Origin of the sequence: Pseudomonas sp. NPDC099000 (assembly GCF_044759925.1) — a bacterium.
Classification (GTDB): Bacteria; Pseudomonadota; Gammaproteobacteria; order Pseudomonadales; family Pseudomonadaceae; genus Aquipseudomonas.
The window spans coordinates 223,289-245,363 of the sequence record NZ_JBIWAF010000007.1; the positions used below are offsets into that span (position 1 = coordinate 223,289).

General features: G+C 60.3%; 20 protein-coding genes. 9 read left to right on the forward strand and 11 right to left on the reverse strand.

The window, feature by feature from the left end; translation table 11 throughout:
* Positions 1-10: 10 nt before the first annotated feature.
* From ACIQV9_RS12035 to ACIQV9_RS12050, 4 genes are all read right to left on the reverse strand, one after another.
* Entirely contained in the window at positions 11-2,476 is a 2,466-nt protein-coding gene (locus tag ACIQV9_RS12035; protein ID WP_403101385.1) for a fimbria/pilus outer membrane usher protein, read from the reverse strand.
* Positions 2,477-2,593: 117 nt separating this feature from the next.
* Positions 2,594-3,310: a fimbria/pilus chaperone family protein gene (locus ACIQV9_RS12040; protein ID WP_403101387.1), complete on the reverse strand. Its 717-nt coding sequence runs from the start codon at positions 3,308-3,310 to the stop codon at positions 2,594-2,596.
* Positions 3,311-3,361: 51 nt separating this feature from the next.
* Positions 3,362-3,982, reverse strand: a complete 621-nt coding sequence (locus tag ACIQV9_RS12045; RefSeq protein WP_403101389.1) for a DUF1120 domain-containing protein — start codon at positions 3,980-3,982, stop codon at positions 3,362-3,364.
* 66 nt (positions 3,983-4,048) lie between these two features.
* Positions 4,049-4,678 carry a DUF1120 domain-containing protein gene (locus ACIQV9_RS12050; RefSeq protein WP_403101391.1) on the reverse strand — a complete coding sequence of 210 codons (630 nt, stop codon included), beginning with the start codon at positions 4,676-4,678 and terminating at the stop codon, positions 4,049-4,051.
* 354 nt (positions 4,679-5,032) lie between these two features.
* On the opposite strand from ACIQV9_RS12050, the gene ACIQV9_RS12055 reads away from it, so the two are divergent.
* The 4 genes from ACIQV9_RS12055 (at position 5,033) to ACIQV9_RS12070 (ending at position 7,622) form a co-directional block, all read left to right on the forward strand.
* Positions 5,033-5,665 carry a response regulator gene (locus tag ACIQV9_RS12055; protein ID WP_403101393.1) on the forward strand — a complete coding sequence of 211 codons (633 nt, stop codon included), beginning with the start codon at positions 5,033-5,035 and terminating at the stop codon, positions 5,663-5,665.
* A gap of 110 nt (positions 5,666-5,775) precedes the next feature.
* On the forward strand, positions 5,776-6,246 hold the full coding sequence (locus ACIQV9_RS12060) for a nuclear transport factor 2 family protein (protein ID WP_403101395.1): 471 nt from the start codon (positions 5,776-5,778) through the stop codon (positions 6,244-6,246).
* A 40-nt stretch (positions 6,247-6,286) separates the two neighbouring features.
* Complete coding sequence (locus ACIQV9_RS12065; protein WP_403101397.1) at positions 6,287-6,598, forward strand: GIY-YIG nuclease family protein; 312 nt, start codon at positions 6,287-6,289, stop codon at positions 6,596-6,598.
* Positions 6,599-6,686: 88 nt separating this feature from the next.
* Positions 6,687-7,622 carry a glutathione S-transferase family protein gene (locus ACIQV9_RS12070; protein WP_403101399.1) on the forward strand — a complete coding sequence of 312 codons (936 nt, stop codon included), beginning with the start codon at positions 6,687-6,689 and terminating at the stop codon, positions 7,620-7,622.
* 157 nt (positions 7,623-7,779) lie between these two features.
* Here ACIQV9_RS12070 and ACIQV9_RS12075 read toward each other — a convergent pair whose 3' ends face one another.
* Together ACIQV9_RS12075 and yejK are read right to left on the reverse strand one after the other, a co-directional pair.
* The gene (locus tag ACIQV9_RS12075) at positions 7,780-8,130 is read right to left on the reverse strand and encodes a glutaredoxin family protein (protein ID WP_403101401.1); all 351 of its coding nucleotides are present in this window, start codon (positions 8,128-8,130) and stop codon (positions 7,780-7,782) included.
* Positions 8,130-9,134, reverse strand: coding sequence for a nucleoid-associated protein YejK (yejK, locus tag ACIQV9_RS12080; RefSeq protein WP_010463075.1), 1,005 nt, complete (start codon positions 9,132-9,134; stop codon positions 8,130-8,132). Before yejK ends, ACIQV9_RS12075 begins: the two co-directional genes overlap by 1 nt.
* Positions 9,135-9,528: 394 nt before the next feature.
* On the opposite strand from yejK, the gene ACIQV9_RS12085 reads away from it, so the two are divergent.
* Complete coding sequence (locus ACIQV9_RS12085) at positions 9,529-9,810, forward strand: HU family DNA-binding protein (RefSeq protein WP_007905514.1); 282 nt, start codon at positions 9,529-9,531, stop codon at positions 9,808-9,810.
* Between the two features lie 203 nt (positions 9,811-10,013).
* Here ACIQV9_RS12085 and rlmF read toward each other — a convergent pair whose 3' ends face one another.
* The 5 genes from rlmF to ACIQV9_RS12110 all read right to left on the reverse strand — a co-directional run bounded on the left by rlmF (position 10,014) and on the right by ACIQV9_RS12110 (position 16,764).
* Complete coding sequence (gene rlmF / locus ACIQV9_RS12090) at positions 10,014-11,036, reverse strand: 23S rRNA (adenine(1618)-N(6))-methyltransferase RlmF (protein ID WP_010463074.1); 1,023 nt, start codon at positions 11,034-11,036, stop codon at positions 10,014-10,016.
* Positions 11,037-11,265: 229 nt separating this feature from the next.
* Positions 11,266-14,112 (reverse strand): valine--tRNA ligase, encoded by a 2,847-nt coding sequence (locus tag ACIQV9_RS12095; protein ID WP_403101404.1) that lies wholly within the window; start codon positions 14,110-14,112, stop codon positions 11,266-11,268.
* A 277-nt stretch (positions 14,113-14,389) separates the two neighbouring features.
* Positions 14,390-14,776: a DNA polymerase III subunit chi gene (locus ACIQV9_RS12100; RefSeq protein ID WP_403101406.1), complete on the reverse strand. Its 387-nt coding sequence runs from the start codon at positions 14,774-14,776 to the stop codon at positions 14,390-14,392.
* Between the two features lie 8 nt (positions 14,777-14,784).
* A complete protein-coding gene (locus ACIQV9_RS12105) occupies positions 14,785-15,213 on the reverse strand; it encodes a DNA polymerase III subunit chi (RefSeq protein WP_403028546.1) in 429 nt (142 codons plus the stop codon).
* A gap of 60 nt (positions 15,214-15,273) precedes the next feature.
* Positions 15,274-16,764: a leucyl aminopeptidase gene (locus ACIQV9_RS12110; protein WP_403101408.1), complete on the reverse strand. Its 1,491-nt coding sequence runs from the start codon at positions 16,762-16,764 to the stop codon at positions 15,274-15,276.
* 307 nt (positions 16,765-17,071) lie between these two features.
* Between ACIQV9_RS12110 and lptF the strand changes: the two genes are divergently transcribed.
* The 4 genes from lptF (at position 17,072) to lepB (ending at position 22,074) form a co-directional block, all read left to right on the forward strand.
* The gene (gene lptF / locus ACIQV9_RS12115) at positions 17,072-18,190 is read left to right on the forward strand and encodes an LPS export ABC transporter permease LptF (RefSeq protein ID WP_403101410.1); all 1,119 of its coding nucleotides are present in this window, start codon (positions 17,072-17,074) and stop codon (positions 18,188-18,190) included.
* Positions 18,183-19,244, forward strand: coding sequence for an LPS export ABC transporter permease LptG (gene lptG, locus ACIQV9_RS12120; RefSeq protein ID WP_403101412.1), 1,062 nt, complete (start codon positions 18,183-18,185; stop codon positions 19,242-19,244). The genes lptF and lptG overlap by 8 nt, the downstream gene beginning before the upstream one ends.
* 170 nt (positions 19,245-19,414) lie before the next feature.
* Positions 19,415-21,214 (forward strand): translation elongation factor 4, encoded by a 1,800-nt coding sequence (gene lepA, locus ACIQV9_RS12125; protein WP_219095818.1) that lies wholly within the window; start codon positions 19,415-19,417, stop codon positions 21,212-21,214.
* 5 nt (positions 21,215-21,219) lie between these two features.
* The gene (gene lepB / locus ACIQV9_RS12130; protein WP_403101415.1) at positions 21,220-22,074 is read left to right on the forward strand and encodes a signal peptidase I; all 855 of its coding nucleotides are present in this window, start codon (positions 21,220-21,222) and stop codon (positions 22,072-22,074) included.
* Position 22,075 lies beyond the last annotated feature (1 nt).

A 22,075-nucleotide genomic window follows, 5' to 3' on the forward strand; every position in this document is an offset into this window, starting at 1 on the left:
GAAGTCATCCTCAGAGGGCTCGGCACTTGGCGGGGGCGGTTTCGTAGTACGCGTCGGCGTCGGCGTCGGTGGGCAGTTCGAAGCGCAGTTCGCAGCGCTCCAGCCCGGGCGCGCTGATCCACAGCGCGCGGCGGTCGAGAGCGTTGGGCAAAAACACCAGGCCGCCGTCCTGCACCAGGGTCACGAACTCGCCATCCTCGGTGTTCACGGAGGCACCGCGCGGCAGGGGCGCGCCGTTGGCGGTGGTGGCTTTGAGCAAGGCCCGACGGGTCATCGTGATGCCGAACTCAACGTTGTCGACGGTGCCACGACCGGCCGAAATCACCGCCAATCCGTTGTGAATGTCGGCGTTGCGCGGCAGGGTTTTGGTGTCGACTTCCACCGGACTTTTGCCGTAAGCCGTCACTTGCGGGATCACCGCCTGACCTTGCCAGTCGGTCCACACCGGACCGCTGGGCGTCGACACTTTGATGGACCCCATGTCACCGACCGACAGCAACGCAAAGGTGTCGCTCACCGGGTACGGCGACAGCGTCACGCCACCGCCGTGCAGCACGGCACCACCGCGAGCGCTGGCCTGGTAGCTGGAGCGCTCGGCATCGGCGCGGGTGTAATTGAGATCGAGCTGGGTGTAGCGCGGCAGCAGCGACACGCCGGCCGTGGACTGCACCTGTTTATCGCGCGTGTCGTGTTCGACGCCAACCCGGTAACCCAGTTGATCGTTCACCCGTTCGCTCAAGCCCACGCCGCTGCGGTATTCGCCGGCGGAACGGCGTACCCAGCTGCGTGCCCGGCGGTTCTCGCCCAGCGGAATGCTGAGGTTCAGGTAGACGCTGTCATCGTTGCCGTTCGAACCGCTGAGCTGCCATTCGGCGGTCGCCGAGACGGATACGCCAGCGATGCTGGTGCCCCAGGATGCGAGGGCGCGGCTACTGCTTTGGCCGTCGAACGAACTGGACCGGCTGAAGCCGCTGCTGAAGGCACCGAGCCATGGATGCGACCATGACAGGGCCGCACTTTGCTGATCGCGGTAACGGGACTGGTTGTTGTCGGACGTGCTGGCGAACACCGCCTCTTCCAGTTCCCGGTAGCCCAGGGTTCGGTAAGAACTGCCGGCATTGAGCGCCCACTGCTCGTTCAGCCGATGCGAGACACTCAGGTCGGCTTGAAGCCCCTGACTGGCTTGGCTGCCGCCGGTGTCCGCACCAGTCAGCGAGGCTTGCAGCTGGGTGACAGGCGAGGGCAACAGGCCGACGCTGGCACCCGCCGCGCGATAGTCGGCGGCGCCGGTGAGGCCGGCGCTGAGCAACACTTGCGGTGTGAGCGCACCGCTCCAGCCGCCGCTGATGACCCAGGGATCGCTTCCCTGAGCGTCACCGACACTGCGCACCTGACCGGCACCCAGCGAATAACCGGGCGCAGGCAAGCCGATCCCCAACATCGCGGCCGGCACGGTAAAGCTGCGCTCGCTGCCATCGGTCTCCTTGATCGTTACTTCCACGTCGGAACGCGTGTTGAGCCGTCGCACGTTGGTGAGCGCGAACGGGCCGGCGGGCACCACCGTGGAATGGATCAGTGAACCGTTCTGGCGGACCTCGACCTGGGCCTGACTGTTGGCGATCCCTTCAATGACCGCGCTTTGCCCTTCGACCTGCAGCGCTTGTTCATTCAGCACTTGCACGCCGGTGATCTGCGCACCGGCGAGCACCGGGTTGTAGAGGTTGATCTGACCCGCCTGCAACACCGCTTCCTGGCGGGCGAAAGTACGCTGGGCGTAGGCCGCGATATGAGTCGTTGTGGACACGTCGTCCTGCCAGGTCTGCACCTGACGGCTGCGCACGATCCAGTCACCGGCATTGAAGCCGAGTTCGGTGTTGGCCGAGGCGTAGCGGCTGGTGCTGTCGGCAGAACGGCTGTGCAAACCGGTGACGTCGTAGTTGATCAAACCGGCGACGCCACCGGTTTGATAGCCGGAAAAATCCCGGGCAGTGGGGCGTATCGCGTCGGTGGGCACGATCAACGACAGGGCAAGGCTGGCGGGGTCCGGCTCGATGACGGTCTGCGGCGCGCTGCCAAGAAAGTCGTGGCATGGGCCATCGTCCAGCAAACGAGTGGGCACCGTCAGGTTCGCCGCATCGAGCAGCGCGGGATCGAAACACAACGCCCCTTCGCGATTGAACGTGACGTCGACCCGTCCATGACGCTGGCCGTTGACGCTGAGCGTGACCGGGTGGCGGCCGGCCGTGAACTGCGGTGCCTGCATCAGCAGCGTCGCCAGCGCCGGATCGATGCCGCGCTGCAGCAACGTGTCTTTGTCGAACGACGCTGGCATCGACACATCACCGTAGGCGTCGAGCATCATCAGCGCGTTGCTCAGCAGCAACGCCAATGTGGTTCGCTGCCATGGATGAGGGCGAGCGCCGTCCCGAGTAACGGGCACGGCTTCGCCATCACGGTAATTCGATACTGTGTTCATCAGGATCACTTGGGTTATTGCGGCGTGCGGTTACAGGCACGCCTGTGGCAACGACCAGGTAGCCGTCGCCTCGAAACATGGGCGCTCATCGTTCCTTGATGACGCCGTCAGGGTGGTTCAGGACTGGATGGGCGCCTCGTAATGCGGCACTGCAAAGCCGTAGACCGTCGCCGGTTGAAAACGCACCTGCGTGGCGGCGCCCTCGGCGACCTTGATGCTGATGTGCTCACCGGGCAGCACGTAGGTTTTCGGCAGCATCGCGTTGCCCGCCGCCGGCAACAATTGCACTTCCTGGCCCAGACGCACCACATAAGGCGTGTCGTTGCGCACGGTCAGTTGACCGTCCTTCAGCGACCATTGCAGGTCGGTCCATGGCGTGCGATTGGGGGCCAGGCCTTTGGGGTGCAGAATCACCGGCAAATTCTGCCGCACAGTCACGCCGACCCGTGCCTGACCGGCCTCGGCGGGGGCTTTGCCCTGGGGGATGCCTTCAAAGATCACCCGTTTCAAACGCTGAGTGAGCAGGGGCTTTTCCGATTGCAGAATGAACCGCACCAATTGAGTTTTGCCCGCTTCGACGCGCGCCAGGGGGGGCGTCACGAACACCAGCGATTCGCTGTCTTCGGCAATGTCTTCGAGGGTGACGTGCATCAACGCCAGGTTGGCATCGGTGTTGGTCACGGACACGGACGCTTCGCCGTCGGCCTCGTTGACGATGACCACCGAAGTGTTCGGCACCATGCCGTCGGCCTGGGCGTGTGCGGTCAGCAGCAGGGCGAATGCGCCGATGCCCGAATGGAACAGATGACGGGTGACACTGGAAAACATCGTCATGACGTGTCTCGTTGAATGTTCGAAAAAAAAGGAGTCGGGAACACCGGTCGATCAGTAGTTCAGTTGCACTGTGACGTACCCGTCGATGGGGATTTCATCGGTGAGCGTCAGGTCGTTGGCGCGCACGATGGTGGTGAACGCCGTGAGCCGTGCGCGCAAATCCTTGACGGCGATCGGTGTGCCGAGGTCGTTCAATGCCGCGAACGCGGTCCGGCCAGCGTGCCCCAGGTAGGAGGACACTCGCCAGGTGGCACCGTCGTTGAGGGAAATGATGGTTTTCACCGCAACCCCATCGGCCACCGCATCGAACAGGCCCAGTGCAACGCTGCCCAGGTTCTGGTCATCGTTGATGGCGCCCAGGCCGTGACTATTGGGATGGAAGGCGGAAGTGCCTTCGCGGTTGTCGATCGTCGTCAGGGTAAATGGCGTGGCGGCATCGCAGTTCACCTCCAGATACAGCGTGCCGTTTTCCAGGGCCGTGGGCTGGTCCGGTCTCAGGTCTTTCAACGTGACTTTGCCGTGGTCGACGATACCGCCGCCGGACAGGCTGGGTGTGCAGGCGCTCGGGGTGATCAGGCCGGTGACGCTCAAGTCGGTGCTGCTGGAGGCGAAGGCCGCGGGGGCGCAGGCGATCAACAGTGGGGCCAATAGAGCCAAGGAGCATCGTTCCATGATGGGTCGTCCTTTGAGTGAGCGGGCAACGTTGTGTGCCGGGTGTTACCCGTTGATGGCGGAGGGTTACAGGTACTTGATCTGAAGGGTTGCAGAGCCGTCGAGTGTGACTTCGTCGGTCAGGGTCAGGCCGTTGGTGGGGGCGATACCGGTACGCACATGTAGATTGAGGCTCAGCTCCTTCACCGCGATTGGCGCAATGTCGGCCCCCAGGGCGCCGACACTCCAGATGTTGTTGACCCCCCAGAATGCGACAGACCCTTCCTTTATCCAGGTCTCGCCGCCATCCGTGGAGAGAATGGCTTGAGCGTTGGTTGAGTCCGCCATCACATTGCGCGGAATAACGCGAAAGTTACCCAGCTTTTCATTGGTGTTGATCAGCCCCAGGCCAAAGTAACTACCCGAAGTGCTTGTGCCTGCACGGTTATCAATCGGGTTTATGGCAAACGGCGTAGCCGCATCGCAGTTCACTGTCATTTGCATGACTATTTCAGGCAAGTAAGTGTGTTTGTCGGGATGGAGGTCTTTTGCGGAAAACTTGCCGTGATCGGCTATGCCGCCCCCGGCCAGTACTGGCGTGCATGCATTCGGAGTGATCAGACCTTTCACGGTCAGGTCCGTGCTGGAGGCGGCAAAAGTGGATGAGGCACCGGTCAGCAGCAAAGCAGCGGTCAGGAGGGATAAACGTTTGTTCATGTGCAGGCTCTTCCTTGATGAAAGATTGTTGGGGATTTGCCCTGTACGGACAGGGCGCAATCTATCGGTCGAAGTAGCCTGGCGGAATGCAACTAATACGAAAACGGAGGGGCTGGTGTATGAAAGCGTATCGCGGACTACAAATCGCTCTCCTGCGTTGCGTTGTCTGTAGTCTTTCTGTGCGGCCGATGTAGCTTGTAAATGTAGGGCGGTTCTTTTTGTTGCATAGGAGAAAGACCAGGCCCCCGATTACATTGGCTGAGGTCGTTTTACGTTCGGGAAAGGGCGTTGTCGCAGGACCCGGACAGCGCTATTTTTCGCGCATTCCGGCCACCAAACAGGATAAATCCGACAATGCGCGTAATCATTGCTGACGACCATCCGGTCGTTCGTATCGGCATGCGAATGCTCGTCGATCTGAACCGGACATGTGTGGTGGTAGGGGAGGCGGATGGTCCCGACAGTCTGTTGAGTCTGCTGTGCACGACGCCTTGTGAGCTGTTGATCACCGACTTTTGCATGCCGGGCAACTTGCAGGCCGATGGGCTGAAGATGCTGAGCCGGGTGCGACGTGGCTACCCGACGATGCCGATCATTCTGGTCACGATGTTTGCCAGCGTCACCACGCTGAGGGCGGCGTTCGCACTGGGCGTGGTGGCGATCATCGACAAAGGCGCGTCGGCAAAGGAACTGCCCCTGGCGATCAAATCGGTGGGTGAAGGGCGCAGTTATATCAGCCAGTCGTTGCGCTCCGCGCTGCTTCAGGCAGACGCGCAGGGTCAGTCAAGTTCCGCTGTGCTTTCCGCAAAAGAGCACGAAGTGGTCAGAATGCTCGCCAGTGGCATGACCGTCAGTGAGATCGCTGGCCACTTCAAACGCAGCGTTTCGACCATCAGCAAACAGAAAAGCATGGCGATGCAGCGGCTGGGCATTTCCACGGATGTCGACCTTTTTGCCTATGCCCGTGAGAGTGGCATGGTGCATTAGGTTCGCCATGCGCTCGGGCAGTCCCGATATTCCCGCCACGAATGCCCATGGTCTTCCCCGTGTTTGCAGACTATCGTGCAGGCAATCCTTCAAACGTCCGGAGCCTGCCCATGAGTGATGCCAACCGCGCATTGATCACCCAGTTCTACCAAGCCTTCCAGCGGCTGGATGCCGAGGCCATGAGCGCCTGCTATACCGATGATGTGGTGTTCAGTGATCCGGCGTTCGGCGAACTGCGCGGCCGCGATGCCGGCGACATGTGGCGCATGTTGACGACTCGTGCGAAGGATTTTTCCCTGACGTTCGACAACGTTCGAGCCGAGGACCGCACGGGCGGCGCGCATTGGGTCGCGACCTACCTGTTCAGCCAGACCGGCAACACGGTGGTCAATGATATTCAGGCGCAGTTCGTGTTTCGTGACGGCAAGATTTGCGAGCACCATGACAGCTTCGATATGTGGGCCTGGTCGCGTCAGGCGCTGGGTTTCAAGGGGCTGCTGTTGGGCTGGACGCCCGCGGTGAGAAACGCCGTTCGCGCTCAAGCGTTGAAGGGGTTGAAGGCATTCCAGGCCAGTCGCTGATAAGATCGCGGCTTGTTTCCTTTCAAGCCTTGATCGTTACGTGACTACCCTCAGCGAAATCCCCGTCGACGCCGACACGCCGGTGAGCAAACCCTGGTTCGTCTACCTCGTTCGCGCGGCCAATGGTTCGCTGTACTGCGGGATCAGCGACGATCCTGTGCGTCGCTTCGCCACCCACCAAAGTGGCAAGGGCGCACGCTTCTTCCTCTCCAGCCCTGCTGTGGCCCTGGTCTACACAGAAGTCTGCCGCGACAAAAGCGAGGCCTTGCGTCAGGAACGCTTGATCAAAAAACTCAGGAAAAGCGCCAAGGAATGCCTGGTCGCAAGCGCCGCCGCGGGCTTATCAATCTGACTGATAAGTGCCCATCAGGCAGACCTGTAGGCTGCCCCCGGATTGCGCGCTAAGCTGCAGATTCCTGATCCGTGCGGCGGAGCCGAGCATGTCCGAGTTGATTCTTCATCATTACCCGACGTCCCTTTTTGCCGAAAAGGCCCGCTTGCTCCTGGGTTTCAAGGGGTTGTCCTGGCGCTCGGTGAAGATCGCGCCGATCATGCCAAAACCTGATCTGACCGCCCTGACCGGTGGCTACCGCAAGACGCCCGTATTGCAGATTGGCGCGGATATTTATTGCGACACGTCGCTGATTGCCCATCGTCTGGAGCAGGAGAAAGCCTTGCCGGCGTTCTTCCCGGAAGGTCAGGAAATGATCGCCGCGACCTTTGCCGCCTGGGCCGATTCGGTGGTGTTCCAGCATGCGGTCAGCCTGGTGTTTCAGCCGGAATCCATCGCCGTGCGCTTCGGCAATATGCCTCCGGAAGCGATCAAGGCATTCCTGGCTGATCGCGCCGGGTTATTCAGTGGCGGCAGCGCTGCCAGGTTGTCGGCCGAGCAAGCGCGGCATCAATGGCCGACGATCATGGGGCGCCTTGAGCAACAGCTTCAGCGCGAGCAGGGTGATTTCCTGTTCGACGAGCCGTCGATTGCCGATTTTGCGTTGGCGCACTGCCTGTGGTTCCTCAAGGCGACGCCGGTGACTGCACCGTTGGTCGATGCTTATCCGGCGGTTTCTGCGTGGTTAGGGCGGGTGATGGGTTTCGGTCATGGCGCATCCAGCGAGATGACGTCCGAGGAAGCGTTGGCGGTGGCGCGCAATGCCACACCGGCCGCGTTGCCGGATGAGCAGTTTGATGAACCGAATGGGTTTGAGGCTGGCCAGCAGGTGGTCATCGCGGCAACGGATTACGGCGTTGACCCGGTGGCGGGTGAGTTGCTGTTTGCGGGGAGAGAGGAATTGATTCTGCGTCGGGAAGACGAGCGTGGCGGCGTGGTGCATGTGCACTTTCCGCGGTTCGGGTTTCGTATCGACAAACGCTGATGAGCGTCACACACCTGTGGCGAGGGGATTTATCCCCGTTGGGCTGCGAAGCAGCCCCGGCGTTTCAATGAGCGAACCGCTTTCACAGGATTTGCGACTGCTTCGCAGCCGAACGGGGACTAGCCCCCTCGCCACAGGGATTGAGTGAGGCAATGATTTACTTCAGGGCAGCGAGGATTTCATCCGGGTCATACCCGCGAATCAACGTCCCGTTCACATCGATAATCGGAATCCCGCCGCCACCCAACGCCTCATAGGCCTTGCGTGCCTCGGCGTCTTTCTCGATATCGAATTCCTTGTACGGAATGCCTTTCTGATCGAGAAAGCGCCGGGTCAGTTTGCAGTAGCCACACCACTCGGTCGCATAGAGCACCACGTTGGCCTTGGTCTGGGTCTGCTCCGACACCACTTGGCCCGGATTGAACACCCGCTCGATCTTGCCCCAGTTCTGGTAAACCACGACCACCAGCAGGATCAGCAGGCATTTCTTCAGTACGTTGCCGAGCATCAGTTGCGTCGCTTGAGCTGGTCAGTCAGCTGAGTGGGCAGGCCTTTGATGATAAGCGTGCCGGCTTCTTCGTCGTATTCGATCTTCGAGCCCAGCAGGTGCGCTTCGAAGCTGATGGACAGGCCCTCGGCACGGCCGGTGAAGCGGCGGAACTGGTTCAACGTGCGCTTATCCGCCGGGATCTCCGGAGACAGGCCGTAATCCTTGTTGCGGATGTGATCGTAGAAGGCTTTCGGGCGCTCTTCGTCGATCAGTTCGGAAAGTTCTTCCAGCCCCATCGGCTCGCCGAGCTTGGCCTGGCTGCTGGCGTAATCCACCAGGGTCTTGGTTTTCTCGCGGGCAGACTCTTCCGGCAAATCTTCGCTTTCAACGAAGTCACTGAAGGCCTTGAGCAGGGTACGGGTTTCGCCCGGGCCGTCGACGCCTTCCTGACAACCGATAAAGTCGCGGAAATACTCCGACACCTTTTTCCCGTTCTTGCCTTTGATGAACGAAATGTACTGCTTGGACTGCTTGTTGTTTTGCCACTCGGACACGTTGATCCGTGCGGCCAGGTGCAACTGGCCCAAATCCAGGTGTCGGGACGGAGTCACGTCCAGCTGATCGGTCACTGCAACGCCTTCACTGTGGTGCAGCAGGGCGATCGCCAGGTAGTCGGTCATGCCTTGCTGATAATGCGCAAACAGCACGTGGCCGCCCACAGAGAGGTTCGACTCTTCCATCAGCTTTTGCAGGTGTTCCACCGCCACCCGGCTGAACGCCGTGAAATCCTTGCCGCCCTCGAGGTATTCCTTCAGCCAGCCGCTGAACGGATGCGCCCCGGACTCGGCATGGAAAAACCCCCAGGCCTTGCCTTGTTTGGCGTTGTAGCTCTCGTTGAGGTCGGCAAGCATGTTCTCGATGGCGCTCGACTCGGCCAGTTCGGAGTCGCGGGCGTGGAGAACTGCAGGTGTGCCGTCGGGTTTTTTGTCGATCAGGTGGACGATGCAATGACGGATCGGCATGGGCTTCTCGGCTGATTGAAGAGAGGAGGGCGTGCTCCCCGAAAAAGCGCCCAGTGTACCGCAACCACTGGTTTTGGCGCGGCTCGAAGGGTAATTCGCAGCCGTGCGACGGCCCTTATGCAGTTTTTTCCCGTTTTAGAGCAATAAAGCTGACCAAATGGGTAGCTAGAGGCGGATATTTCCCCGTCTCTGTGCTAGTTTTGCCCCGTCTTACGCGAAGTCACTGCGTTAAGCGTGCATTCAGCATTTGTCAGGTCGAACCAAACCCTGATTTCGGTATCTATAACCCCGATCCCGTGGTTATTGGCCGAGGGTGCCAGATCCAGAAGATCGGGCTCGATGGCTGACACTGCACTCTGCAATCCATATGAATTTGATAGGGAAGGAACACTACATGGCTCTTACTAAAGACCAACTGATCGCCGACATCGCTGAAGCTATCGACGCGCCAAAAACCACCGCGCGTAACGCTCTGGACCAACTGGGCCAAATCGTTGCCGATCAGCTGGAAAACGGCGGCGAAATCACTCTGCCAGGTATCGGCAAACTGAAAGTGACTGAGCGTCCAGCCCGTACCGGCCGTAACCCTTCGACTGGCGCTGCCATCGAAATCGCTGCCAAGAAAGTTATCAAGCTGGTTGTGGCCAAAGGCCTGACCGACGCTGTTAACAAGTAAGACGCAGTAAAAAAAGCCGTGCTCCGGAGCAATCCGGGCACGGCTTTTTTGTGTCCGCGATTTGGCGATTGAGTTGCAACACCACTAAGTCAATGTAGGAGTGAGCCTGCTCGCGATGGCGGTGCATCAGTCGACATCATCGTTAACTGACACGCCGCCATCGCGAGCAGGCTCACTCCTACAGTTGATCTGCGGTGGTCAGCTCAGCTTTTGCGGGCCCAGCGCTCACGCCACACCTGCTGCTCGGACTTGGTCTGGAAGGTCCAGGCGACGAAGCGGCTTTGCTTCTGGCCCTGGGACATTTCCACGACCTGGCTTTCCAGTACGCCGGCCTTTTTCAGCGCCGTCTGGATCGAAGGCAGGTTCGAAGCCTTCGACACCAGCGTGCTGAACCACAAGACTTTGTGCTGGAAGTGCGCACTCTCGGCGATCAACTGCGTCACAAAGCGTGCTTCGCCACCTTCACACCACAGTTCGGCCGATTGACCGCCGAAGTTCAGCACCGGCAGCTTGCGTTTCGGGTCGGCCCGGCCCAGGGCGCGCCATTTACGCTCGCTGCCCTTGGTCGCTTCGTCCATCGAGGCGTGGAACGGCGGGTTGCACATGGTCAGGTCAAAGCGTTCGCCGGGTTCGAGCAGGCCCAGCAGAATGTGCTTGGGATTGCTTTGCTGGCGCAACTGGATGGCTTTGTTCAACCCGTTGGACTGCACGATGGCTTTAGCCGCAGCCACCGCCGTCGGGTCGATTTCCGAGCCGAGGAAGTGCCAGCGGTAGTCGCTATAGCCGATCAACGGATAGACGCAGTTGGCGCCCATGCCGATATCGAGCACTTTGACCGGCGCACCGCGAGGGATTTCACCGTCGTTGACGCTGGCCAGCAGGTCAGCCAGGAAGTGCACGTAGTCGGCACGGCCCGGAACCGGTGGACAGAGGTAATCGGCCGGTATGTCCCAATGGGCGATGCCGTAGAACGACTTGAGCAGCGCCCGGTTGAACACACGCACCGCGTCGGGGCTGGCGAAGTCGATGCTTTCCTTGCCGTACGGGTTGATGATCACGAACTTCGCCAGTTCCGGCGTGGTTTTGATCAGCGCCGGGAAGTCGTAGCGACCCTGGTGGCGATTGCGCGGGTGCAGGCTGGCCTTTTCGCGCGGCTCAACGGCTTTGGCCGGGGTCGCGGTGTCGGGCTTCTTGCGCGCTGGTCTTGGTGTGCGGGGGGCGTTCATGGGCGTTGTCGATTCGGGTATGGCTGAAAGTGGCGGGCATTGTCCCACAGACAATGGCTGCGCGGGGATCCCGTAGGAGCGAGGCTTGCCCGCGAAGGCCGCGACACGGTCAATCAGGTACACCGCGTTATCGTTCTTCGCGGGCAAGCCTCGCTCCTACAGAAAGCGAAAAGGGCAGGCACAAAAAAGGGAGGCCGCATTGGCCTCCCTCTTTCATTGCGATTTGCCGTTACAAACTGGCAATCCGCGCATGCTGCTCCGCCAACTTGCCCAAAGCCTGTTCAGCTTCAGCCAGTTTGGCGCGTTCTTTCTCGATGACTTCGGCCGGAGCCTTGTCGACGAAACCGGCATTGGACAGCTTGCCGCCCACGCGCTGGACTTCCCCCTGCAAACGCAGGATTTCCTTGTCCAGGCGCGCCAGTTCGGCGTCTTTGTCGATCAGGCCGGCCATCGGCACCAGCACTTCCATCTCGCCGACCAGTGCGGTAGCGGACAGCGGTGCTTCTTCGCCGGCAGCTAACACAGTGATCGACTCCAGGCGCGCCAGTTTCTTCAGCAGAGCTTCGTTCTCGGTGAGACGACGCTGATCTTCGGCGCTGACGTTCTTCAGGAACAGGTTCAGCGGCTTGCCCGGGCCGATGTTCATCTCGGCGCGAATGTTGCGCGTGCCGAGCATCAGCGACTTCAGCCACTCGATGTCATCTTCAGCGGCCGGATCGATGCGCTCTTCATTGGCCACTGGCCACGGTTGCAGCATGATCGTCTTGCCTTCGATGCCGGCCAGCGGCGCGATGCGCTGCCAGATTTCTTCGGTGATGAACGGCATGAACGGGTGTGCCAGACGCAGGGCAACTTCCAGCACCCGAACCAGGGTGCGGCGGGTGCCACGCTGACGTTCCACCGGCGCGTTTTCGTCCCACAGCACAGGCTTGGACAGTTCCAGGTACCAATCGCAATACTGGTTCCAGATGAACTCGTACAAGGCTTGTGCGGCCAGGTCAAAACGGAACTGGTCGAGCTGACGGGTTACTTCGGCTTCAGTGCGTTGCAGCTGCGAAATGATCCAGCGATCCGCCAGGGACAGCTCGTAAGCCTCGCCGTTCTGGCCGCAGTCTTCGCCCTTGTCCAGCACGTAGCGCGCGGCGTTCCAGATCTTGTTGCAGAAGTTGCGATAGCCTTCGACGCGACCCATGTCGAACTTGATGTCGCGACCGGTGGACGCCAGCGAACAGAAGGTGAAGCGCAGGGCGTCGGTGCCGTAGCTGGCGATGCCGTCGGCAAACTCGTCTCGGGTCTGCTTCTCGATCTTCTTCGCCAGTTTCGGCTGCATCATGCCGGAGGTGCGCTTCTGCACCAGCTCTTCCAGCTCGATGCCGTCGATGATGTCCAAGGGGTCCAGGACGTTACCCTTGGACTTGGACATCTTCTGGCCCTGGCCATCACGCACCAGACCATGAACATAAACGGTCTTGAACGGAACCTGTGGTGTGCCGTCTTCGTTTTTCACCAAGTGCATGGTGAGCATGATCATCCGGGCAACCCAGAAGAAAATGATGTCGAAACCGGTGACCAGCACGTCGGTGGAGTGGAATTTCTTCAGGAATTCGGTCTGCTCAGGCCAGCCGAGCGTGGAGAAGGTCCACAGGCCCGAACTGAACCAGGTGTCGAGAACGTCGTTGTCCTGTTGCAGCGCAACGTCCGGGCCGAGGTTGTTTTTGGCACGTACTTCGGCTTCGTCGCGGCCGACATAGACTTTGCCCGACTCGTCGTACCAGGCCGGAATCCGGTGGCCCCACCACAGCTGACGACTGATGCACCAGTCCTGGATGTCGCGCATCCACGAGAAGTACATGTTTTCGTATTGTTTTGGCACGAACTGAATGCGGCCGTCTTCAACCGCAGCGATGGCCGGCTCGGCCAATGGCTTGGTGGAGACGTACCATTGGTCGGTCAGCCACGGCTCGATGATGGTGCCGGAGCGGTCGCCTTTCGGCACTTTCAGGGCGTGATCGTCGACGCTGACCAGCAGGCCGGCTGCTTCGAATGCAGCCACGATCTGCTTGCGCGCTTCGAAACGGTCCAGGCCGGCGTATTCGGCTGGAAGCTTGCCGTCGACTTCGCTGTTCAGCGTGCCGTCCAGGTTGAACACCTGGGCTGCGGACAGAACATTGGCGTTCTTGTCGAAGATGTTCAGCAGTGGCAGGTTGTGGCGCTTGCCGACTTCGTAGTCGTTGAAATCATGGGCCGGGGTGATTTTCACGCAGCCGGTGCCGAATTCAGGGTCGCAGTAATCGTCCGCGATGATCGGGATGCGGCGGCCGACCAGCGGCAACTCGACAAATTTGCCGATCAGGGCCTGGTAGCGTTCATCGTTCGGGTTAACCGCGACGGCGGAGTCGCCGAGCATGGTTTCCGGGCGAGTGGTCGCGACGATCAGGTAATCGTTGCCGTCAGCGGTCTTGGCGCCATCGGCCAGCGGGTACTTCAGGTTCCACAGGAAACCTTTCTCGTCGTGGTTTTCCACTTCGAGGTCGGAAATCGCCGTGTGCAACTTGGTGTCCCAGTTGACCAGACGTTTGCCGCGATAGATCAGACCGTCTTCGTGCAAACGAACGAAGGCTTCTTTAACGGCTTCCGAGAGGCCGTCGTCCATGGTGAAGCGCTCGCGGCCCCAGTCCACGGAAGAGCCGAGGCGGCGGATCTGACGGCTGATGTTGCCACCGGACTGATCTTTCCATTCCCAGACTTTCTCGAGGAATTTTTCGCGGCCCAGATCGTGGCGATTCTGGCCTTGGGCTTCGAGTTGGCGTTCCACCAGCATTTGTGTGGCGATACCGGCGTGGTCGGTACCCGGCTGCCACAGGGTGTTGCGACCCTGCATACGGCGGAAACGGATCAGGGCGTCCATGATCGCGTTGTTGAAGCCGTGACCCATGTGCAGGCTGCCGGTGACGTTCGGCGGCGGGATCATGATGGTGTAAGACTCGCCCGCGCCTTGCGGGGCGAAGTAATTCTCTGACTCCCAGGTGTTGTACCAGGAAGTTTCAATGGCGTGCGGCTGGTAGGTCTTATCCATGCGCGGCGGGACCCTATTGGCATTTGTTCAGGAAAAGCCGGCAAGTATAGCGGGGCATGGGGCAGAGGGCGAGCAGGGGCGGACGGCGCGCAGGTCAAATGTGGAATGATCCTGTGGCGAGGGAGCTTGCTGTGGCGAGGGGGCTTGCCCCCGTCGGAGCGCGAAGCGGTCCCGCTGTTATACAGGCCCATCGCATACCCAGATTTACGACTGCTTCGCAGCCGAACGGGGGTAAACCCCCTCGCCACAAAGGCTCGCTCCCACATGGGGGATTGGATTACTCGTACTGGCTGAGCAACCGCTCCATCCGCGCATCCAGCCGGCGTTTGATCTCGGTTTCGATGTGCGGGGCGAAGTCGTCGATCACGTCTTGCATGATCAACTGCGCTGCCGCACGCAGTTCGGTGTCCAGGTGCAGCAAGGCGTCGGGGCCTTTGCTGGCCGCGGGTGCCGGTTGCGCGGCAGGGGCGGGCGGTGTCGGTTCGACGGTCTGCGGTGCAGCGCTGACGGAATCGAACAGCATCGGAATCTGTTCCTGGTCACCGTCATTGACCGTGTCGGTCAGCAGCGGCGGTTGCAGGTTGTCATCGCCGAGCAGTTGGCGGATCGACTCGAGGTCATCCAGCAGATGCGCGGACTTTTGTTGCGGTTTTGGCGTGTCCATCGGAGTGCTCAGAGTCGCTGTAAACGGTGATCTTGCAGAGGATAGCCCTGTTCGCGATAGAAACGGAAACTCTCGCGCGCGGCTGCACGAATCGTCGGGTCTTCCACCACCACTTCCGCCACGCGGGCGAACTTGTTGGCAAAGGCCGGGACTTTCAGGTCAAGGTTGACCAGCAGATCCTGATGCTGACCGCAGTCATCGCCAAGACCCAGGACAATCAAGCTGTCCGGCTCGCTTTCGGCGGGGCCGTGGGGTACGAAGCTTTCACCCTTGAAGGCCCACAAACGCGCATCGAGATCCTCGCGCTGGGCGGCATCGCTGCAATGCAGGTAGATGCGGTGACCCATGCGCCAGGCTTTTTCGGTGAGCTTGCAGGCGAAATCCAGCCGCGCCGACGGATCGGCGCTGGGCAGGATATAGAAGTCGACTTTGGTCATTGCGGTTCCTGAGCCACGAACGGCGTCACCCGAAGGTGACGCCGTCCGGGGTCATCGGTTTCAGGCTTTGGCGCGGTCCAGCAGGTATTGGGTCAGCAACGGAACCGGACGGCCAGTGGCGCCCTTGTCCTTGCCGCCGCTGGTCCATGCGGTGCCGGCGATGTCCAGGTGCGCCCAGTTCAGGTTCTTGGTGAAGCGCGACAGGAAGCAGGCGGCGGTGATGGTGCCGGCTTTCGGGCCGCCAATGTTGGCGATGTCGGCGAACGGGCTGTCCAGCTGTTCTTGGTACTCATCGAACAGCGGCAGTTGCCACGCGCGGTCGTCGGCGGACTTGCCGGCGCTCAGCAGTTGGCCGATCAACTCGTCGTTGTTGCCCAGCAGGCCCGAAGTGTGGGAGCCCAGCGCGACAACACACGCACCGGTCAGGGTTGCAATGTCGATCACCGCTTGCGGCTTGAAGCGCTCGGAGTAGGTCAGGGCATCGCACAGCACCAGACGGCCTTCGGCGTCAGTGTTGAGGATCTCCACGGTCTGGCCGCTCATGGTGGTGACGATGTCGCCTGGGCGCGAAGCATTGCCGCTCGGCATGTTCTCGGCGCAAGCCAGGATGCACACCAGGTTGATCGGCAGTTTCAGTTCGAGCACGGCACGCAGGGTGCCGAACACGCTGGCCGCGCCGCCCATGTCGTACTTCATTTCATCCATGCCGGCGCCCGGTTTCAGGCTGATGCCGCCGGTGTCAAAGGTGATGCCTTTGCCGACCAGTGCGTAAGGCTTCTCGGATTTCTTGCCCCCGTTGTATTGCATGACGATCAGGCGCGGTGGCTGGGCGCTGCCCTGGCCCACGGCATAGAACGAGCCCATGCCGAGGTCCTTGATCTTCTTCTCATCAAGGACTTCGACTTTCAGGCTCTTGAATTCCTTGCCCAGGTTCTTGGCTTGTTCGCCGAGGAACGTCGGGTGGCAGATGTTCGGTGGCAGGTTGCCCAGGTTGCGGGTGAACGCCATGCCGTTGGCGATCGCAGTGGCGTGCGCCACGGCGCGCTCGACTTCAGCCTGTGCAGCCTTGATGGTCACCAGGGTGATTTTCTTCAGGGAACGAGGTTCGGCTTTCTGGCTCTTGAACTGGTCGAAGGTGTATTCGCCATCCACCAGGGTTTCGGCCAGCAGGCGGGTCTTGCCGTAGCTGTCGCGGCCTTTGACCACGATTTCGTCCAGCGCCAGCACGGCGTCGCTGCCGCCCAGGCCTTTAAGGGTGTTGAGGACGCCGGCGATGATCTTGCGGAACGGGCGGTCACCCAGTTCTTCGTCCTTGCCCACGCCGACCAGCAGAACGCGTTCGGCCTTGAGGTTCGGCAGGCTGTGCAGCAACAGGCTCTGGCCGACCTTGCCGGCCAGGTCGCCGCGCTTGAGTACAGCGCTGAGGGCGCCGCCACTCAGTTCGTCGAGTTGTCTGGCAGCGGCACCGAGCTTGCGGCCTTCGCCGACGGCGACCACCAGAGTGGCGGTCTTCAACGTTTCTGGGCTAACGCTCTTTACAACCAGTTCCATGTCCGGGTCCCTGAATGAATGGTCAACGTGCGCGGGCAAAACGGCGGCGCACAGACGCTTGCTTATAGATAGAAAGACGCAGGTCACGGCCCGCGACAAAGGCCGCAGTTTGAACCTCGCTCACTGCGCCTGACAACCCTCGGTCGTACGATCTTCAACGCATTACCCGCCTGCTTGAGCATGCGCAGTGACAGGCGCACCCAATCACAGGATAATGCGCCAACTTTTTCGGCGGCTCTGCCCTGCGGGCCGTCTGATACGTTTGCTTGTTTGGCCGCCTTAGCCTGACAACCCTGGAGTGTCTGGTTTGATTGTCTTCCGTTATCTGTCCCGCGAAGTCCTGTTGACCTTGAGCGCCGTCAGCGCCGTGCTGCTGGTCATCATCATGAGCGGTCGCTTCATCAAATACCTCGCCCAGGCGGCCTCGGGTCTGCTGGATCCGGGCTCCCTGTTTCTGATCATGGGCTTTCGCCTGCCGGGTTTCCTGCAACTGATCCTGCCGCTGGGCCTGTTCCTCGGGATCCTGCTGGCCTACGGTCGCTTGTACCTCGAAAGCGAAATGACCGTGTTGTCGGCCACTGGCATGAGCCAGCAACGTCTGCTTGCCATGACGCTGTTTCCGGCCACGCTGGTTGCGCTGGTCGTGGCCTGGCTGAGCCTGAGCCTGGCGCCACAAGGTGCCAATCAGTTCCAGCTGCTGCTGAACAAGCAGGATGCGCTGACCGAGTTCGATACCCTGGAGCCGGGTCGCTTCCAGGCCCTGCGCGACGGCACCCGGGTGACCTACACCGAGCAGCTATCGGATGACCGCATCAATCTGAACGGTGTGTTCATTTCGCAAAAAAACATCAGCTCCGACAAGAAGGATCGCGGGATTTCCGTGCTGGTGGCCGAGAAGGGCCGTCAGGAAATCCGCCCTGACGGCAATCGCTACCTGATTCTCGACAACGGCTATCGCTACGACGGTAACCCGGGGCAGGCCGACTACCGGGCGATCAAGTACGAGGAATACGGCGTATTGCTGCCCAAGCCGGACGTCAGCGACGAAGTCACCGACCGCGATGCAATGACCACCCGTTCCTTGATCGGCAGCGATGACATTCGTTCGCGCACTGAACTGCAATGGCGCCTGTCCCTGCCGTTGCTGGTGTTTATCGTGACCTTGATGGCGGTGCCGTTGTCGCGGGTCAATCCGCGTCAGGGCCGTTTCCTCAAGCTGTTGCCGGCGATTCTTCTATATATGGCTTACCTGTCCATCCTGATTGCCGCTCGCGGCGCCCTTGAAAAGGGCAAAATCCCGCCAGCTCTGGGGTTGTGGTGGGTGCATGCAATCTTCCTGGCCATCGGCCTGGGCTTGCTCTATTGGGAACCCTTGCAGTTGAAGCTGGCGAGTCGTCGCAGCGCGCTGGAGGTGGCTCGTGGATAAGCTCGATCGCTACATTGGTAGCAGCGTGTTCGTGGCGATTCTGGCGGTACTGGGGATCATTCTCGGTCTGGCCACCCTGTTCGCGTTCATCGATGAAATGAGTGATGTCAGCGATACCTACACCCTGGTCGACGTGTTGAGTTATGTCCTGCTGACCGCGCCGCGTCGTCTTTACGACATGTTGCCGATGGCTGCACTGATCGGATGCCTGATCGGCCTCGGCAGTCTCGCCAGTCACAGCGAGCTGACCATCATGCGCGCTGCGGGCGTGTCGATCGGACGGATCGTCTGGGCAGTCATGAAGCCGATGCTGGTGCTGATGGTGGTGGGTGTGCTGATCGGCGAATACGTTGCGCCGGCCACCGAAGTCACCGCTCAGGCCAACCGTTCCCTGGCTCAGGGCGGCGGCGATGCGCAGAGCGCCAAGCATGGTTTGTGGCATCGCCAGGGTGACGAGTTCATTCACGTCAACTCTGTGCAGCCGAACGGTCTGCTGTATGGCGTCACCCGTTATCGTTTCGACAATGAGCGTCATATGCTGTCGTCCAGCTTCGCCAAGCGGGCGAAGTTCGATCAGGATCACTGGCAGTTGAGCGACGTCACCACCACGCTGTTCCATGAAAAGAGCACCGAAGTGGTCACCACCCCGGTCGAGCGTTGGGATGTCGCCTTGAGTCCGCAACTGCTGAGCACGGTGGTGATGTCACCTGACACGCTGTCGATCAGCGGTCTGTGGGGTTATATCCACTACCTGGCTGACCAGGGCTTGAGCAACGGCCGTTACTGGCTGGCGTTTTGGGTCAAGGTGTTGCAGCCGCTGGTGACCGCCGCGCTGGTACTGATGGCGATTTCCTTCATCTTCGGCCCGTTGCGCTCGGTGACCCTTGGTCAGCGGGTCTTCACTGGCGTGCTGGTCGGCTTCACCTTCCGCATCGTCCAGGATTTGCTGGGGCCATCGAGCCTGGTGTTCGGTTTCTCGCCGCTGTTTGCGGTGCTGGTTCCGGCGGGTGTCTGTGCCCTGGCCGGTGTCTGGCTGTTGCGCCGAGCCGGCTGATCAGGGGGTTTCCCCGACTTCGCTGGTGATAAAAACGCCCCTGTCGCAAGACCGGGGCGTTTTTGTAGGTGCCGTCTGACCTGCGAACGTGACGCTTGCGTCGTGGATCAGGTACAATTCCCGGCTATTTTTCGGCGGGCTATGCCTGCAGCCTTTTTGAGTGTTGATCCGTGAGTGATTTGAGTCATATCCGCAATTTCTCCATCATCGCCCACATTGACCATGGCAAGTCGACGCTGGCCGATCGCTTCATCCAGATGTGCGGCGGCCTTGCCGAGCGCGAAATGGAAGCCCAGGTGCTGGACTCCATGGACCTGGAACGTGAACGCGGGATCACCATCAAGGCCCACAGCGTCACCCTGTATTACACCGCCCGCGATGGCATCAAGTACCAGCTGAACTTCATTGACACCCCGGGCCACGTTGACTTCACCTATGAAGTCAGCCGATCGCTGGCGGCCTGTGAAGGTGCGTTGCTGGTGGTCGATGCCGGTCAGGGCGTTGAAGCGCAGTCTGTTGCCAACTGCTACACCGCGATCGAGCAGGGCCTGGAAGTCATGCCGGTCCTGAACAAGATCGACCTGCCACAGGCCGATCCGGACCGCGTTAAAGAAGAAATCGAAAAAATCATCGGCATCGATGCCACCGATGCGGTCGAGTGCAGTGCCAAGACCGGCCTGGGCGTCGACGAAGTACTCGAACGCCTGGTTCACACCATTCCCGCGCCGACCGGCAACTACGAAGATCCGCTGCAAGCGTTGATCATCGACTCCTGGTTCGACAACTACCTGGGCGTTGTTTCCCTGGTGCGCGTTCGTCACGGTCGTGTGAGGAAGGGCGACAAGATCCTGGTCAAATCCACCGGCAAGATCCACCTGGTGGACAGCGTCGGTGTCTTCAACCCGAAACACACCGCCACCGTTGACCTGAAGGCCGGCGAAGTGGGCTTCATCATTGCCGGCATCAAGGACATTCACGGTGCACCGGTCGGTGACACCCTGACCTTGAGCTCCACGCCGGACGTTGACGTGCTGCCAGGCTTCAAACGCATTCAGCCGCAGGTCTACGCTGGCCTGTTCCCGGTCAGCTCCGACGACTTCGAAGATTTCCGTGAAGCCCTGCAAAAGCTCACGCTCAACGACTCGTCCCTGCAGTACACCCCGGAAAGCTCCGACGCTCTGGGCTTCGGCTTCCGTTGCGGGTTCCTCGGCATGCTGCACATGGAAATCATCCAGGAGCGCCTGGAGCGCGAGTACGACCTGGACCTGATCACCACGGCGCCGACGGTAATCTTCGAGCTGTTGCTGAAAACCGGTGAAACGATTTACGTCGACAACCCGTCCAAGCTTCCAGACCTGTCCTCGATCGAAGACATGCGCGAACCGATCGTGCGAGCCAATATTCTTGTGCCGCAAGAGCACCTGGGCAACGTCATTACCCTGTGCATCGAGAAGCGTGGCGTGCAGCACGACATGCTGTTCCTCGGCACGCAGGTCCAGGTGACCTACGATTTGCCGATGAACGAAGTGGTCCTCGACTTCTTCGACCGTCTGAAGTCCACCAGCCGCGGCTATGCTTCGCTGGATTACCATTTCGACCGTTACCAATCAGCTAATCTGGTGAAACTGGATGTGCTGATCAACGGTGACAAGGTCGACGCCCTGGCGCTGATCGTGCACAAGGATAACGCGCACTACAAAGGTCGCCAGTTGACCGAGAAGATGAAAGAACTGATTCCGCGCCAGATGTTCGACGTCGCGATCCAGGCCGCCATTGGCGGGCAGATCATTGCGCGGACCTCCGTCAAGGCACTCAGAAAGAACGTATTGGCCAAATGCTACGGCGGTGACGTTAGCCGTAAGAAAAAACTGCTTGAAAAGCAAAAGGCCGGTAAAAAACGCATGAAGCAAGTCGGCAACGTGGAAATTCCACAAGAAGCCTTCCTTGCGGTGCTCAGGTTGGATAGTTAGGTCCTATGTCACTAAATTTCCCGCTGTTGCTGGTCATCGCCGTGTTCGTCTGCGGCTTGTTGGCGTTGCTCGATCTGCTGTTCCTGGCGCCTCGGCGCCGGGCTGCCATCAACTCCTATCAGGGGAGCGTCAGCCAGGCTGACATGGTGGTCGTCGAGAAACTGAACAAAGAGCCGCTGCTGGTTGAATACGGCAAGTCGTTCTTCCCGGTGTTGTTCATCGTGCTGGTGCTGCGTTCGTTCCTGGTGGAACCGTTCCAGATTCCTTCCGGCTCGATGAAACCTACCCTGGACGTCGGCGACTTCATTCTGGTGAACAAGTTTTCCTACGGGATCCGCTTGCCGGTGATCGACAAGAAAGTCATCGAAGTCGGTGATCCGCAGCGCGGCGATGTGATGGTATTCCGCTACCCGAGCGATCCGAACGTCAACTACATCAAGCGCGTGGTGGGCCTGCCGGGTGACCAGATCCGCTACACCGCCGACAAGCGTCTGTTCGTCAACGGCGAATCGATTGCTGAACAACTGGTCGGCTCCGAGCCGGGCACGCTGGGCAGTGCCGAACTCTACAAGGAAAAACTCGGCGCGGCCGAGCACCTGATCCGCAAGGAAATGAGCCGCTATCGCGCATCGCCGGACCGTTCGTGGACCGTGCCGGCCGGGCACTACTTCATGATGGGCGACAACCGCGACAACTCCAACGACAGTCGCTACTGGGACGATCCGAGCATTCCCAAGGATCTGCTGGGCATGGTTCCCGACAAGAATATCGTCGGCAAGGCCTTCGCAGTCTGGATGAGCTGGCCGGAACCCAAACTCAGTCACCTGCCGAATTTCTCGCGGGTTGGCCTGATCAAGTAAT

Bases quoted from the DNA above. Each gene is read 5' to 3' on its own strand.
- ACIQV9_RS12100 (WP_403101406.1), bottom strand. From the start codon at position 14,776: ATGGACACGCCAAAACCGCAACAAAAGTCCGCGCATCTGCTGGATGAC.
- ACIQV9_RS12105 (WP_403028546.1), bottom strand. From the start codon at position 15,213: ATGACCAAAGTCGACTTCTATATCCTGCCCAGCGCCGATCCGTCGGCG.
- rlmF (WP_010463074.1), bottom strand. From the start codon at position 11,036: ATGAACGCCCCCCGCACACCAAGACCAGCGCGCAAGAAGCCCGACACC.
- ACIQV9_RS12055 (WP_403101393.1), top strand. From the start codon at position 5,033: ATGCGCGTAATCATTGCTGACGACCATCCGGTCGTTCGTATCGGCATG.
- ACIQV9_RS12075 (WP_403101401.1), bottom strand. From the start codon at position 8,130: ATGCTCGGCAACGTACTGAAGAAATGCCTGCTGATCCTGCTGGTGGTC.
- ACIQV9_RS12035 (WP_403101385.1), bottom strand. From the start codon at position 2,476: ATGAACACAGTATCGAATTACCGTGATGGCGAAGCCGTGCCCGTTACT.
- ACIQV9_RS12060 (WP_403101395.1), top strand. From the start codon at position 5,776: ATGAGTGATGCCAACCGCGCATTGATCACCCAGTTCTACCAAGCCTTC.
- ACIQV9_RS12095 (WP_403101404.1), bottom strand. From the start codon at position 14,112: ATGGATAAGACCTACCAGCCGCACGCCATTGAAACTTCCTGGTACAAC.
- ACIQV9_RS12045 (WP_403101389.1), bottom strand. From the start codon at position 3,982: ATGGAACGATGCTCCTTGGCTCTATTGGCCCCACTGTTGATCGCCTGC.
- ACIQV9_RS12050 (WP_403101391.1), bottom strand. From the start codon at position 4,678: ATGAACAAACGTTTATCCCTCCTGACCGCTGCTTTGCTGCTGACCGGT.
- ACIQV9_RS12110 (WP_403101408.1), bottom strand. From the start codon at position 16,764: ATGGAACTGGTTGTAAAGAGCGTTAGCCCAGAAACGTTGAAGACCGCC.
- ACIQV9_RS12070 (WP_403101399.1), top strand. From the start codon at position 6,687: ATGTCCGAGTTGATTCTTCATCATTACCCGACGTCCCTTTTTGCCGAA.
- yejK (WP_010463075.1), bottom strand. From the start codon at position 9,134: ATGCCGATCCGTCATTGCATCGTCCACCTGATCGACAAAAAACCCGAC.
- lepB (WP_403101415.1), top strand. From the start codon at position 21,220: ATGTCACTAAATTTCCCGCTGTTGCTGGTCATCGCCGTGTTCGTCTGC.
- ACIQV9_RS12085 (WP_007905514.1), top strand. From the start codon at position 9,529: ATGGCTCTTACTAAAGACCAACTGATCGCCGACATCGCTGAAGCTATC.
- ACIQV9_RS12040 (WP_403101387.1), bottom strand. From the start codon at position 3,310: ATGACGATGTTTTCCAGTGTCACCCGTCATCTGTTCCATTCGGGCATC.